General features: G+C 61.8%; 11 protein-coding genes. All 11 read right to left on the bottom strand.

All coding sequences use genetic code 11. The annotated features are described in order from the left end of the window. Positions 1 to 30: 30 nt before the first annotated feature. The 11 genes from DOCECA_RS08720 to DOCECA_RS08670 all read right to left on the bottom strand — a co-directional run bounded on the left by DOCECA_RS08720 (position 31) and on the right by DOCECA_RS08670 (position 13,846). The gene (locus DOCECA_RS08720; protein ID WP_434674883.1) at positions 31 to 1,161 is read right to left on the bottom strand and encodes a hypothetical protein; all 1,131 of its coding nucleotides are present in this window, start codon (positions 1,159 to 1,161) and stop codon (positions 31 to 33) included. Further along, positions 1,158 to 1,415, bottom strand: a complete 258-nt coding sequence (locus DOCECA_RS08715; RefSeq protein WP_420767927.1) for a PAAR domain-containing protein — start codon at positions 1,413 to 1,415, stop codon at positions 1,158 to 1,160. The genes DOCECA_RS08720 and DOCECA_RS08715 overlap by 4 nt, the downstream gene beginning before the upstream one ends. Before the next feature lie 27 nt (positions 1,416 to 1,442). Continuing rightward, positions 1,443 to 1,967, bottom strand: a complete 525-nt coding sequence (locus DOCECA_RS08710; protein WP_445571766.1) for a DUF3304 domain-containing protein — start codon at positions 1,965 to 1,967, stop codon at positions 1,443 to 1,445. A gap of 37 nt (positions 1,968 to 2,004) precedes the next feature. Continuing rightward, the gene (locus DOCECA_RS08705; protein WP_445571765.1) at positions 2,005 to 4,296 is read right to left on the bottom strand and encodes a T6SS phospholipase effector Tle1-like catalytic domain-containing protein; all 2,292 of its coding nucleotides are present in this window, start codon (positions 4,294 to 4,296) and stop codon (positions 2,005 to 2,007) included. Further along, positions 4,284 to 4,769 (bottom strand): DUF3304 domain-containing protein, encoded by a 486-nt coding sequence (locus tag DOCECA_RS08700; protein ID WP_445572153.1) that lies wholly within the window; start codon positions 4,767 to 4,769, stop codon positions 4,284 to 4,286. The genes DOCECA_RS08705 and DOCECA_RS08700 overlap by 13 nt, the downstream gene beginning before the upstream one ends. Positions 4,770 to 5,107: 338 nt before the next feature. Then, positions 5,108 to 5,629 carry a DUF3304 domain-containing protein gene (locus tag DOCECA_RS08695; RefSeq protein WP_445571764.1) on the bottom strand — a complete coding sequence of 174 codons (522 nt, stop codon included), beginning with the start codon at positions 5,627 to 5,629 and terminating at the stop codon, positions 5,108 to 5,110. Between the two features lie 4 nt (positions 5,630 to 5,633). Next, positions 5,634 to 6,368 (bottom strand): DUF4123 domain-containing protein, encoded by a 735-nt coding sequence (locus DOCECA_RS08690; RefSeq protein ID WP_434650997.1) that lies wholly within the window; start codon positions 6,366 to 6,368, stop codon positions 5,634 to 5,636. A gap of 59 nt (positions 6,369 to 6,427) precedes the next feature. Beyond that, positions 6,428 to 8,818, bottom strand: coding sequence for a type VI secretion system Vgr family protein (locus DOCECA_RS08685; RefSeq protein WP_434650995.1), 2,391 nt, complete (start codon positions 8,816 to 8,818; stop codon positions 6,428 to 6,430). Next, positions 8,815 to 11,472 carry a type VI secretion system ATPase TssH gene (gene tssH, locus DOCECA_RS08680; protein ID WP_445571763.1) on the bottom strand — a complete coding sequence of 886 codons (2,658 nt, stop codon included), beginning with the start codon at positions 11,470 to 11,472 and terminating at the stop codon, positions 8,815 to 8,817. The genes DOCECA_RS08685 and tssH overlap by 4 nt, the downstream gene beginning before the upstream one ends. 141 nt (positions 11,473 to 11,613) lie before the next feature. Then, positions 11,614 to 12,105 carry an Hcp family type VI secretion system effector gene (locus DOCECA_RS08675; protein WP_420234474.1) on the bottom strand — a complete coding sequence of 164 codons (492 nt, stop codon included), beginning with the start codon at positions 12,103 to 12,105 and terminating at the stop codon, positions 11,614 to 11,616. A 13-nt stretch (positions 12,106 to 12,118) separates the two neighbouring features. After that, positions 12,119 to 13,846 carry an OmpA family protein gene (locus tag DOCECA_RS08670; protein ID WP_445571762.1) on the bottom strand — a complete coding sequence of 576 codons (1,728 nt, stop codon included), beginning with the start codon at positions 13,844 to 13,846 and terminating at the stop codon, positions 12,119 to 12,121. Positions 13,847 to 13,850: the final 4 nt, after the last annotated feature.

The raw sequence follows: 13,850 nt of genomic DNA, 5'->3' as shown, positions 1-13,850 counted from the left end.
GCCGTAAGCCAGGAAGAGATTTTTTGAGGTTCATCTGTTTGAGTCATGGGGTTTCACAATTCCGAGGGCCAAGGTGTAATGGGAATCGCAAGCCAGCCAGGCACAGGGCTCACCGTGTTGCTCGGCGTGCCAGGCGGCAAGGGTTTGCGCGACCATGGCCTCCAGATTCGCCAGCGTGCCGAAATTGTGGTCTTGCACGTTTTGCTTGGTGTTCCAGCCAATGGCAGACAGGTCGACTATGTCGGGCTGGGAGAACGACACACACACTTTGGCGGGCGCCTGCAGTTCGCTTTGTTGGACGGCTCGTTCGGCCACCTTTACCACCGACTCTTGATCGGTGAACCATTCTCCCCGCAACAAACCCATGCCTTGCTCAAGGCCCAGCAGCCAAAGCAGCGCCGCCTCGCCGGCCGGTAAGCGGCTGTCTTTTTGTGGTGACGAGGATTGGCAACCGCCGCAGAGAACGCGCGCATCCGAAGGGGCGCTCTGCAGCTGGTTGATGATTGAGTCCAGGCTGCGAATGCCCTGCCAGGGCTCAGGTCGCTCCGGCAGTTCAACCTGGGGACAGGATTCGGCCATTTGCTCGACGAACGCCGCCCAGGACTCGACGGAACCCTGCCAATAGCAACGCACCGGCTGCAAGACGATGGGCTCGGTTTGTTGCTCACACCATTGCAGGGCGAGCAAAACGGCCAATTGCCGCTCGCGCTCGGTAAGGTCGTCACCGAATACCTGAAGCAGACGAAGCGCCAGGCCTTCGGGCGTTTCTTGCGGTATGGGCGCAGGTTGATCCGGGTTGAGCAGATTCTGCCTGTGTTCCTGGGTCAGGCAGGCGGGCCCGAGCAAGACAGTGTCCACCAACGCGGCTTTCTGCCGATGATGCGCCCACCAGGTTCGCTGGATCCGTTGCGCCGCCTCGGCATAACAACGAGCGTTGTGTCGGTTGAATCGGTAGCGCAACACACGCAACAGCAACACGAGCAACCATGCCAGCAACGTCGTGATCGCGCCGACAACCATCAAGCGCGGCTCTACGACCCCATCCAGGAGCGCGCTGGCGCCGCCCAACAAAATCAGCAGCCCCGCGACTCCGGCTATCCAGCGCCTGTATCCGGGCGCCCGTGACGCAGGGTAAGGCGCGAACTCCGGCGCCGGGATCATGAGGCCACCAGCGTATCAGGCCCGGAGCTGACCAACGTGCAATTGCAGCCGCAGCGGTGACCATCCAGCGCCACGGGGCACCCGTCGACTTCCATCAGGTCACTGCCCTCGGCAATCTCGGTACGGCCGTGCAGGTTGCAGCGCACCGCATCCCCCTGACAGGCAATGGACAGGCCGTCGCATAGGTAGTGGCCCCCCAATACCTCGCCTCCGTATTCCTTGAGGGTGTCGCCTTGGCGAATGATGGCTTTCATAATTTCAACTCCTTGTAATGAATGGGGTCAGGACTGCGGGCACGACGTAGGCACCGGCAGGTTGAGCGGGATCTTGATCGGGTATTCGGGACTGCCATAGGCGTAGCAGGACGTGGTGACCTGGATGTCGTCGCAGGGCAGGAAGTGCACGGTCAGGCCGCAGACTGTTTGGTTGGTGTAGTCGGGGATGGGGACTTGCTTGGTGTGCCGCCTCTTTTGCGCGACGATCTTGTCGAGCCAGGCGTCGTATTTGGCTTCATCAGCAAGACCTGGATTGTCATAGGAGTAAGCGACACCCGTCTCCCAATCGATCCGCACCGTAATACCCTGCTGCCAACGCGACGGCGCGACGTAACAACATCCGCCCCCGCCACCCTGGTAAGGCCCGATAACGTCAATCCCCGAACGCCCATCCACACTGAATCGGTTGATCGCCCAGTGAGTGTGATTGATGGCTTCGAGCGTACTGGCAGAGACGTTGGGCGCGAGCACCGCGCCCAACAAACCACACCAGGCTAGCAATAGCGCATGCCACGGGCTGGGCCCGAGCATCGGAGCGTTGCCTCTTGAAGGGTGGCGAAGCAAAGGTTCAGCTCGGCGCATCGTTCGTCTCCCTGGCCTTTGCATAAAAATCCTTCCAAAGCTCATCGATGTCCTTCTGCACCTGGGCCAGGCGTTCAACATCCATGTGTAGCGGCACCGGGTCGCTGGTTGACTTTGGCTGTCTTTGGGCCCACTGGCCTTGGGCGTTTTCGCTGTAGAGCGCCAGCGCCCGGCTGTCGCTCTCGCCGAAGAACATCATGCAGTCTCGCAAGAAGCTGCCCCAAGGTTCGCGCCCAAGCTTGTAGAGGAACCAGGCGCGGGAGTCGTGCACGTGGTCGTCGAATAACGCACGCAACAACCCTTCGGGTTGTTCGGCATTGCGGCTTTCGTCGACGTTGCCGCGAAAGGTTTCGTTCTGATGGTTTATCTGGGACCGAGGGGGTGGAAACAATTGGCTGACCAACTTCTGGCCGGCCGCTTTCATTCGTTCACGCTCGGCACGGATCTGGGTGGCAACCCAGAACGGCTCTGGGCCGGCAACCAGACCAAGCGCCAGCAGGGCCAACGGATCCTGGCGACCCTCGCTCCGGTAAACCTCAGCGAACTCTTCGGCCGCTTCGCGCAGCTGGGTTTTCGCCATGTCCGCGTCGAAATCCTTTACGCCGGGTTTCAGTGTTTTTTTCGGGACACGGCCTATACGTTCGGCGACCATCTGCAGTTTGCGATGCCTTTCGATCGCTTGTTGTTCTGCATCACGCTTGTGTTCGGCAGCTTCACGGACAGTCTTGTCGGCTTCGGTATCGCTTGCCTGTTGGTAGAAGCCTGTCTGTTTAAGGCTGGCAAAGGCGTAGCGGTCGATGCGCCAGGCGGTGATCCAGTCCAGTTGCGTGCGTAGGGCTTCTTCCAGGCTGAGGGTGGTCGGTAAGGGTTGGTAGCTTTCGATCTGTTCGATGGGCAACGGTTGCGTTACCGCTGGCAGGTCCAAGGTGACTTGGCGCCAGGCGTTGAATCGACTTGCGGTTATTGGAGCGACTTCAAACGCTTCGGCCACGTCATCCGCCATTGCCCTCCAAAGCTCATGGCCCAACTCTGACGGCAAGGAAAGAGGCGAGACCTTCAATGGGGCACCATAGGCAAAGGCATCTGCATACAAATCGTTTAAGGCTATTTGCGACAGCAGCAAACCATCGCTCTCGCCCATCGCCTTCCCCTGATCACCTGGCGGATACCCCCCACCCTGATCCGAATGTACCCCCGGATAGATCACCTCCTGGCTATTAGCCGGGTACTCCCCGTTTTCACGGCGAATCGATTCCAATGGAAAACACAACCGCTGCTCATGGCTTGCCACCAAATGCAGGCAACGCTTCACCAATCCGCTCTCCGGCAGGTGCTGGTTGCCATCGGCCCAGCTCATGTGCCCCTGGGCGCCTGGAATAATGTCGGCGATACCCACAGAGGCCACGGTGTCCAGCAGACCCAGATATTCCACGCTCAGGGGCACCCGTATATCCGCCATCGGCAGCGTCAGCGCCAAGTCGGACAACAATCGATCCAGCCAACTTACAAAACCCCGGGCCGCCGTCGCTCCGCGGGAAAAACCGTAGACATACAGCTTCAATCCCAGCAACTTGACCTGGCCGGGCTGCGGCTGCGTCAGGGCCAGTTGCAGGGGCTTGGCCAACGCCTGCAACTGTTTGCGAAACTCGCGGCTGCGATTGGCGTGGCCGGTCCCCCAACCCAGGCCGAGCGCCGTGCCCATGGCCTTGACCGCCACCTGCAGCGCGGCATTGTCCAGGCGTGGTTGGTTCAAGGTGCGGCGCAGGGCATCGATGAGCATCATCAACCCCCAGTTGATCCGCTCTTCACCGTACCAGGCGGTGGCCAAGCCCGATTCGCTGTAATCAAGGTCTCCGACTTCCGGGAAAGGTGTGCCCACGCCGGGCATGTAGTACTTGAAATACTGGCCATTGCCATTACCCGGCGCATCGACCAGGCGCTCGGCCTTGTCGCTGTGGGCGGTACCGCCGGCATGGCCGGCGCCAATGCTGGCGCGAAACAGCCGGGCGATATTGGTCGGGTGCGGTGTCGAGGACTCGTACAGGTCGTTGTTCAGGTTATTGCCGGTGCCGTCGAAAAACAGGCTGATGTGCACAGTCTTGCAGCATGGAGGCATCACTCTGCGCCCAGCGGCGACGCACAGGGAGTCGTGATAGTCATGCTCCAGAGCGCATTGGCGATTGAGGTTCTGGTGAACCAGCCCGACATCTCTGGGTAAGCGGCCCTGGACCGGGAATGCCGGCGGATACCAGACCGGGGTGTGCTTCAGCTCGGACATGAGGTGGGCTCCGGTAAGTTGAGGGGGGTCTTGATCGGGTATTCGGGACTGCCATAGGCGTAGCAGGACGTGGTGACCTGGATGTCGTCGCAGGGCAGGAAGTGCACGGTCAGGCCGCAGACTCTTTGGTTCGTATAATCTGGGACCTCTACCATCTTGCTATGCTGCTGCTTTTGCGCTTTTAGCTTTTGTTTCCAGGCTAGGTACTTAGGCCAGTCCGCATAGCCAGGATTGTCATAGGAGTAAGCGACACCCGTCTCCCAATCGATCCGCACCGTAATACCCTGCTGCCAACGCGACGGCGCGACGTAACAACATCCGCCCCCGCCGCCCTGGTAAGGCCCGATAACGTCAATCCCCGAACGCCCATCCACACTGAATCGGTTGATCGCCCAATGAGTGTGATTGATCGCTTCCAAGGTGCTCGCCACCCCACTTGAAGTGATTGAAATGGCGGTCAAACCTGCGGCCATCCCAACGACGCGTCTGGCTATCAAACACGTGGCCATAAAGTCACTTCCCTCTGTTAACAGCCAACTTACAAAACCCCGGGCCGCCGTCGCTCCGCGGGAAAAACCGTAGACATACAGCTTCAATCCCAGCAACGTGACCTGGCCGGGCTGCAACAGGCTGATGTGCACGGTCTTGCAGCATGGAGGCATCACTCTGCGCCCAGCGGCGACGCACAGGGAGTCGTGATAGTCATGCTCCAGAGCGCATTGGCGATTGAGGTTCTGGTAAACCAGCCCGACATCTCTGGGTAAGCGGCCCTGGACCGGGAATGCCGGCGGATACCAGATCGGGGTGTGCTTCAGCTCGGACATGAGGTGGGCTCCGGTAAGTTGAGCGGGGTCTTGATCGGGTATTCGGGACTGCCATAGGCGTAGCAGGACGTGGTGACCTGGATGTCGTCGCAGGGCAGGAAGTGCACGGTCAGACCGCAAACTTTTTGGCCGGTGTAGTCTGGGACGGGCACCTGTTTGCGGTGCTGCCGCGTTTGCGCGCTTATTTGCTTCTCCCAAGCCAAATATCTAGGCCAGTCGGCATACCCAGGAAACCCATCGGGGTAAGCCACACCTGCCTCCCATTCAACCCGCACCGTCATTCCCTGCTGCCAACGCGACGGCGCGACGTAACAACATCCGCCCCCGCCACCCTGGTAAGGCCCGATAACGTCAATCCCCGAACGCCCATCCACACTGAATCGGTTGATCGCCCAATGAGTGTGATTGATCGCTTCCAAGGTGCTCGCCACCCCACTTGAAGTGATTGAAATGGCGGTCAAACCTGCGGCAATCCCAACGACGCGTCTGGCTATCAAACACGTGGGCATAAAGTCACTTCCCTCTGTTAAATGCTGGCGATTCGGGCGCGAGCAATCGTTTGAGAACGAACGCTTCCCGCTCGGGCCCCAGAAGCAATCCCGCTTCGGTGGCGTCGAGCATCGCCGCGTAACACTGGTGAAAAAATTGTTCATTCCCATATGTCGCTGGGCGTGCAGCAAGCAGCTTGCTCATTGCCAACGTCGCATCACTTGCGCAACCAAGAACTTCCAACTGGCTGTCGCTAAGGTCCAAGGGGCGAAAATCTTCCGAGCCCAAGGGTTCGCCAGGAGCGCCAGGCAAGTGGCCGGGAACGCCGTCACGATCAAGCCAGCTCCAGAACACTGCGGGACGAAGTAGCAGTTGCTGTTGTGCAGGCTCCAATACGTGGCTGAACAGCAGCGGAAACAGACGCGGGTCGTAATAGCGCAGCAGCCCCGTACAGCCGCCGTTGGTCACTTCCAAGCAGCGACCGAGGTGTTCGGCCAATGCTGGGAACAGCCAAGGCGAGGCCAACACCATCAATTGCGAACGATCGCGTACCTCGTGCATCAGGCAGCCAAGCCACTGCCGTTGCAGTGGCTGCGTCAGGTCGATACGCAGCAACAACGGCGCCAGTTCGCTAGCGCCTTCCTCGGGCAGACCGGTGAACAGCGAACGCCATTGCAACGGCGGCTCGACGCTCAATACGCTGGGCAATAACGGGGCGTTGCTGCCAGCCTGATCCACAACTACATCGAGATGGTACAAGCCGCTCCTGGCACCAGAGGCCTCTAGCAAGTCAAGCCAGACATGGCGTTGCATTGAAGTCATATCGATGCCCCCCTGGGCATGAAGCCCTGGGCGACTGCCCTAGCCCTTTTCAAACATTCTTTGCACACCGAACCGGGTAACTCAGGCAGCGGAAACGTCTCGCCACCGGGGCGGTCGAGTCTGTGCTTCCCTTTGATACTGACTAGGCCAGGACTATGAATCTGGATTTCGCCTTCGGCTGTAATCCGAATGAACCCACCCCCACACGCCAGGGTGAGGCCATTCTTCGCCGTCACCTGCACATGCCCCTGCACCGACTGCACGGTGATGTCCTGCTGGGCTTTCATGCCCAGCCCATCGCCGTGGGATTCGATGTCCAGGGGTCCTTTGCCGGAGACCAGGCGCAGGCCTTCCTGTTGGGCCAGCAGCGAGATGCCCTGGTTGGCGTGGGCCGACAGCCGCTTGGCGGCGGCGAGGTTGATTTCGTTGTGGCTTTGCAGGTACAGCGCGTCGCCGCTCTTGAGCAGCAGGCTGGCCGGGGTGACGGCGCCGATGCCCTGGGGGGCGCTGAGCAGGATCGCGGCGGCCGAAAGGTCTTTTGCGTCGGCCCGGAGTTGTTCCAAGCCGCGCAGGTCGGGTTTGCGGCTGTGGTGGGCCTGGGCGATGTCCTGCCATTCGGCCATCTGCTGTCTGGCACCTTCGACCTGGGCGGTGGCCGGGTCCATGGTGAGGACGTCGCCCTTGGCCTGGGTTTGCTCATCAGCACTGATAAACACCCCCTTGCCCGCACGAAGGGCGCCATGTCCATCGGTGCGCAACTCAAACCCTTCCCCCCGCTTCGTCTGCTCGGCATCCACCAGATGCCCCAGGTTCAACTGGCTCTTGCCGCTGTGCTCGGTGCTGAGCTTGATGTGCTCCTGCCCTCGGGTGTCGTCCATGCGCAGTTTGTTGTTGGTCGGAGTGCGCAGCACGTTGCGGCGCTCGTTGCGGGCGGTGACGGGGTCCGGGTGCCGGTCGTCGTGCAGGGCGTGGGCGATGTAGGGGCGGTCGGGGTCGCCGTGCTCGAAGGCCACCGCCACTTCGGTGCCGGCCTGCAGCGGGAAATGCAGGCCGTGGGTGTCGCCGCCGTAGGGTCGGGCCAGGCGCAGCCAGGCGCTTTCGCGGCCGGCTTGCCAGGTGTCGCGGTCGAACAGGAAGCGCACCTTGTAGCGGCCCTCGAAGTCGAGGTCAGCGTACGGCGGGTTGACTTCCGGGTGACTGACGCGGGCGGGAATGGTGCCGCTGATGCGCGGCTTGGGCGGCAGCGGTGGGCGAAAGCACACGGTTTCCGAGTAAGGAATCGCTTGGAAAGTGGCGATGAAGCTGCGGTCCCGAGCCGCTTCGGTGCGCAGGCTGACGATCACCGCGCCGAACTCGAAGGCCTGGGGCGCGCCGCCGGTGATTTCGAGCATCTGGGCCGGGGCCAGGGTGGCGCTGCTGGTGGTGCCGCTGAGGCGGGTCTGGTCGTTGAGGTAGAGTTCATGGCGCAGGCGCGCGTAGAAAAAACCGCTTTCGCTTTGCAGGTCCTCGTCCAGGGCGTAGCGCTCGCCCAGCACCGTGTAGGGTTCGCCGTAGTGATAGGCCTCGCCGTAGGTGCCCTTGGCGCGGCGGGTATGGTCGACCTCGCCGTCGAGGAATGCGTAGGCCTCGCGATGGTGGTAGGCGCGAAAGTTGATGTTTTTTTCCACCACCTGGTGGGCGGTTTGCAGGTGCCAGACCGCGTCCTGCTCGTTGGCGCACAAGCCGGACGGCGGGCGACACGGCAACTTGACGCCGCGCTGGTAGTGCCGCTGGTCGTCGTGAAACTCCACCACGTCGATGCTCAGGCGGTCATCGCTGACGACCCGGTACCAGATGCCGACATCAGCCAGCAGGCGCTCGATGAAGGCCAGATCGCTTTCGTCGTATTGCATGACCTGTTCACGCCGGGGGTAGTCGCGCACCACATTGAAATAGAAATGCTGGCCCCGGAAATCGTGGCGCGTGCGCAGGATGTGTTCGACGATCTGCGGCACCGACTGGTGCTGGTAGATCCGAAACTGCTTGCCCCGCGCCAGCAGCGCGAAACGCGGTTGCAACGTGATCTCGTAGCGGGCTTCGTCGTTGGAGCCGGACAGGCGCTTGAACGCCGTGATCGCGCCATTGAACGTGCGCAGCGGCTTGATCTCCGGCGGCGCGAAGCCCTTGGGCGTCGGCGGTGGCGGCAGCGGGTAAAGACTGAAGTAAGCATCCCGGTTGAGCAGGTCGGTGACCACCAGGTCGCGCTCGGTGCAGGTGAATTCGATGCGGTAGTGGTAGGGCCGGCTCAGGTGCTCCTCGCCGGTGAAGGCCAGGACGTCGAGATGGGCTGTGAGGTCGCAGACGCTCAGGGTGTGGCGGCTGTGGTCGAAGAAGGTGGCCATGTTCATCGGGCAGGCTCCATGGCGACGGTGCCGGTCCCGGCCGTGTCCGCGACATCGATGAAACACAGGGTGATGCCCTCCTCCTGGCAATAACCCAGGCGCACCCCGTTTGTCCGTATCTGCGCGGCCCGGCGTTGCAACAACTGTTGGCTCAGCACCGGCAAAATCTGTTCGTTGAGCAGGCTATCGATGTTGCGCGCCCCGGTATCGGGCAGCAGGCAAGCGGCAACCATCGCTTCGCCGAGGGCATCGTCGAACTCGCAATCCAGGCCATAGTGGCGCCGCAAACGGTGGGCAACCTGGCCCAGCTTGATCGCAACGATGCATTGCAGCGCACCGACTTGCAGCGGGCGATAGATGAGGGTCTGGAAACGCGCCAGCAAGGCCGGCTGAAAGTGTTCGCGCAGGATCGGTCGCAGGCATTCATGCAACGTGCCGTCCGGCGCGTCGGGTTGAACGTGAAGGCAGGCCTGCAACGCGTCGCTGCCCAGGTTGGAGGTCATCAGAATGACGGTGTTGCGAAAATCGACCTCTCGCCCTTCTCCATCACGCATGAAGCCACGATCGAACACTTGGTAGAACAGGTTCAGGACGTCGCGATGGGCTTTTTCCACCTCGTCGAGCAGCACGACGCTGTAGGGCCGTTGACGCACGGCTTCGGTCAGCACACCACCTTGTCCGTAACCGACGTAACCGGGCGGCGAACCTTTGAGCTGGCTGACAGTGTGGGCTTCCTGATACTCGGAAAGGTTGAGGGTGACGAGCGCCTTTTCGCCGCCGAACAGGGCGTCGGCCAAGGCCCGGGCGGTTTCGGTCTTGCCTACCCCGCTGGTGCCCACCAGCAGGAAAACGCCCAGGGGGCCTTTGTCATCGGCGAGCCCGGTCTTGGCGGCACGCAGGCGCTGGGCCAACGCTTCGAGGGCTGGGGCCTGGCCGACGACGCGCTCCGCCAATTGTTGTTCAAGCTCCAGCAGGTGCGCTTGTTCATCTTTGAGCAAACTGCCCAGGGGCACCCCAGTCCAATCGGCGATCACCTCAGCTACGCTGTGGGCGTCGACATCCAGGGATAACATCGGCTGATTGCCTTGGATCGCATCCAGTTCCTGTTGCAACTGGACACAGTCCACCCAGCGCGGCGGCTCTGCCTCGCGAGCATCGAGTAATTGTTGAGAGAGATCGAGCACCTGCCTGTATCGGCTCAGCAGCTCGATTCGGCCGCGTTCCAATTCGGCATGTTGCGCAGCGATCTGCCCGAGGCGTTCGGTGTCGACGCGACTGCCCAGGCCCTGGTCGGCTTCCAGTGCCTGTCGCTCCAGTTCCAGGGCAGCCTGCCGCGCCTTGACGTGGACCAACGCCTGGGGTTCGCAATCGACACTCATGCGCACCCTTGCACAGGCCGTGTCCAACAGGTCGACGGCCTTGTCCGGCAATTGACGGCCCGTGAGGTAGCGCCGCGACAGGCTGACGGCCGCCTGCACCGCCGCATCCTGGATGTGGACGCCGTGGTGGCTCGCGTAGCGGGCCTTGAGGCCGCGCAACATGAGGCAGGCATTGGCATCGTCCGGTTCGTCGACCTTGACCTGCTGGAAGCGACGCTCCAATGCCGCATCCCGCTCGAAGTATTGCTTGTATTCGCCCCAGGTGGTCGCGGCGATGGTGCGCAATTCGCCACGGGCCAGGGCGGGTTTGAGCAGGTTTGCCGCGTCGGCGCCCCCCGCCTGGTTGCCGGCGCCGATCAGCGTATGGGCTTCGTCGATGAACAGCAGGATCGGCGTTTCGGACTGCTGCACTGCGTCGATGACGCTTTTGAGGCGGTGTTCGAACTCGCCCTTGACCCCGGCACCGGCTTGCAGCAACCCCAAATCCAGCGCGCGCACGCAGACGGACTTCAGGCTGTCGGGCACGTCGCCTTGGGCGATGCGCAGGGCGAGGCCTTCGACCAGCGCGGTTTTGCCCACGCCCGGCTCACCGACCAGGATCGGGTTGTTCTTGCGTCGGCGACTGAGTATGTCAATGACCTGACGTATCTCATCGTCGCGACCGAACACCGGATCAATTTGCCCTTCCCCAGCCCGGGCGGTCAGGTCCTGGGTGAATCTGTCCAGCAGTAGCGTGCGTGCATCAGGCTTGGCGTCTCCGTTCAAGGCGGCGATGGGATCGCTTATCGCAACAGGCTCCTGCCCTTGGGGACGCTCTTCGGAGACTTGATCCAGCAAAGCAAACAGGCGTTGCAGTTGGAGCTCGCCGAGGCTGAGCAACGGCCAGGCCGCTTCGCAAACCAGCAGCCCGGGGTCGTCCATCAGCGCACCCAGCAGATGGGCGGAGCGCAGCCGGTCGTTGTCGTCATCCAGCGAGGCCCGCAGCCAGGCATGCTTGATCAGTATTTGCAACGGTTCAGACAGCTGTGGCTTGGCCTGTACGCTGCGCGGCAGGTTATCGAGGTGGTTGAGCAGGCCGCACCAAAGCACCTCCAGGTCCAGTCCGTGACGACGGGCGATGACGGTCAAGTCGCCCTCGCCCTGCCCCAGCAACTTGAGCAACCAGTGCTCGATGGTGATGTGGGCATGGGCGCGGCTCTGACACATTGAGGCCGCGTCGCTCAGGGCCTGGGCGCAGTAGGGATTCAAACGACGAAGCAGACGCGAGGGGCTTTGTGCCATGGGGAGCATCCTTGTTCGGGTTCCGGTACAGGTCGGGTAAACGGGGGAAACAGATGTTCTTGGCTGAGCGCCCGCGAACGGACGCTCAACCCAGCACACCGGCAATCGGCGGCGCCGCGGTGGCCTTTGGGCTTATTCGCCTCAGGCGCTTTGGCGTTCGCTCCAGGAATCGGAATGAATGATGTTGCCGTCCTTGTAGGTCCAGGTGACCTTCTCGTAGCGCAACTCAATCTGTTCCAGGTGGTTATGCTTCTCTTTGGTCGGGTCTTTGATGTCGTGCATTTTTGGCGCGACCTTCACCACCTTGACGTTCTCCAGTTTGGTGATGAAGTACTCGACCTCCTGCCCGGCATCATCGATGCGGTACCACTTGAATTCGGCGCTCTTGAGCGTCTGCCCGGTGGTAACGGCCTTGTAGAGGTAGGGACTAGAGGCGTCGATTTCCTTTGAAAACAGGAACGGCGTATGAACCCGCGCGCCGGTCAGCTTGCCGGTGTTGTTATCGGTCGGGATGTACAGGCTGTGATCCTGAGCAACCACTTCGATGCTGCCCTCGCGCTTTTGTACATCCACGGAACCTTTGATTTGCGCGCCGCCGTCATCTTGCAGCCAGAGGTAAACGGGAATTGCCATGTGAAGCTCCTTTTCAAGATTGAATGTCGCTGAATGCGACTGGGGGTTGACTGTCCGACCCTGTCGTGGGGAACGCACAAGCGCCCACTTCAGGTACCAGACGGATATCGACTCGGCGGTTGGCCGCACGCCCCGCCTCGGTGTCATTGCTGGCGATCGGCTGGGTTGCGCCAAACCCTTGCACGGCGAAACACGTGTCGGGCATGCCGCCCACATGCAGCATCCATTCATGCACGGCGGCGGCACGGGCTCGGGACAGCTTGAGGTTGTGCGCGGCTTCGCCGGTGGCATCGGTGTGCCCGGCAATCACGATCAGCCAGCCGGATCGTGCCTTGATGCCGACCAACGCTTTGACCAGTACCTTGGTTGAACCCGGCTTGAGCCGCGCGCTGCCCGGGCTGAACAGGGACAGGCTGTCTAGCCTCACGGGTTCGGACGCTTGCGCAGGCATTGGCCCGGACGACGTCAGACGACTGGAAAGCGCCGCCCTCAATGGCTCGCGCAAAAGGTCACCGCGATATAGCCCCATGCCCAGCGCCAGGGGTTCACCCTGTCGGTGGTAGGTCTGCAGCCGATGCGCGGTCTCACGGAGGTTGACCTCGGCTTGCTGGCGCCAGCGAGATGTTGGTTGTTCCTGAGGTTCCATCTCAAGGAGCGGCGCATAGCGGCGCAGGTCATCAGTGACCTGGCGGACCAACAAGTTGTTCTGCCATGCGGAACTGACCAGGGCGATCCCGCCGGCCAGGGCATACATCCACACCGCGATGATGGCGGCACGCTGCATCGAGGTACGTTGGGCCCGCAGTGGAATCAGGTTCAGCAGAGGATCCGGAAACGGCAGCACCGCTTGCATCTCCCCGGGCCTGGTGTCGACCAGCGCCACTTTGCTACGTAGCCGCTGCTCCCAGAGATTCCCCTCCACGGTTTGCGGTATTGCCGGCACCAACTTTATCGACCAGCACACCGCCGAGCCTCGCCCGTCACCGCGTGAATTGAAATGCGGCAGCACCTCCTCGTGCAGCCACGCCACCGCATTGTTCAGTTGCACGCCCGCATGCAACCGTGTCGCCCGCAGCGCCGAACGGGTGGGCTGTTGCAGCCAGTCAGCCAGATCGACACAGGCTCCGGCATCATGAACACGAGGATTATTGGGAGGACCATCCACCCAGCAGAACCATGGGTCCACGCGCTGAGGTGCGCGGACATAACTCACCAGCATCATTGGCAAGGACGCACCCTGCCTGCCTGCCAGCGCGGCTTGGTGACGAAACGCTCGTATCCGCCCCGCCAGTTCAGCTTCATTCCCGTGTGCCGCAGGGTTGATGACGAACATCACGCTGAGCTGAGCACCCCACCCCGGACGCAAGGCCAGCAGGCTCTCGGTCACGTTCGGCAACTGCTCGACACTCGGCACCCGTACATAGCAACCTTGATGGGTGACGCGTAGCGCCCATCGCTCGGCGGGGACGGTGCCGAACAGGCCATCCAGGGCGTCGCCGCAGACCAGGACCACCGGTTGACGAAACGACGAGGGTGGCATGGCCACATCGGCGGCGAACTCTACCGACTGGCGCAATCGAGCCGCACGATGATTGGCCATCGCCCAAACCACCGTCGCAACGCCGATCATGACCAACACCCCGATCACGCGTATCCGGGTGTCGAGCGGGAGGATGAACAGCAATATCACGCCAAGCATCCCGGCCCATGCCCAAAGGACTCGTTTCAATGGAATCGTCATAGGG

The organism is Pseudomonas sp. E102, from assembly GCF_052660185.1.
The sequence above is the reverse complement of the archived record's forward strand: the minus strand, read 5'-3'. Positions and strand labels throughout refer to the sequence as shown.

Bases quoted from the DNA above. Each gene is read 5' to 3' on its own strand.
- DOCECA_RS08670 (WP_445571762.1), bottom strand. From the start codon at position 13,846: ATGACGATTCCATTGAAACGAGTCCTTTGGGCATGGGCCGGGATGCTT.
- DOCECA_RS08720 (WP_434674883.1), bottom strand. From the start codon at position 1,161: ATGATCCCGGCGCCGGAGTTCGCGCCTTACCCTGCGTCACGGGCGCCC.
- DOCECA_RS08710 (WP_445571766.1), bottom strand. From the start codon at position 1,967: ATGCTCGGGCCCAGCCCGTGGCATGCGCTATTGCTAGCCTGGTGTGGT.
- DOCECA_RS08675 (WP_420234474.1), bottom strand. From the start codon at position 12,105: ATGGCAATTCCCGTTTACCTCTGGCTGCAAGATGACGGCGGCGCGCAA.
- DOCECA_RS08705 (WP_445571765.1), bottom strand. From the start codon at position 4,296: ATGTCCGAGCTGAAGCACACCCCGGTCTGGTATCCGCCGGCATTCCCG.
- DOCECA_RS08700 (WP_445572153.1), bottom strand. From the start codon at position 4,769: ATGGCCGCAGGTTTGACCGCCATTTCAATCACTTCAAGTGGGGTGGCG.
- tssH (WP_445571763.1), bottom strand. From the start codon at position 11,472: ATGGCACAAAGCCCCTCGCGTCTGCTTCGTCGTTTGAATCCCTACTGC.
- DOCECA_RS08715 (WP_420767927.1), bottom strand. From the start codon at position 1,415: ATGAAAGCCATCATTCGCCAAGGCGACACCCTCAAGGAATACGGAGGC.
- DOCECA_RS08685 (WP_434650995.1), bottom strand. From the start codon at position 8,818: ATGAACATGGCCACCTTCTTCGACCACAGCCGCCACACCCTGAGCGTC.
- DOCECA_RS08695 (WP_445571764.1), bottom strand. From the start codon at position 5,629: ATGCCCACGTGTTTGATAGCCAGACGCGTCGTTGGGATTGCCGCAGGT.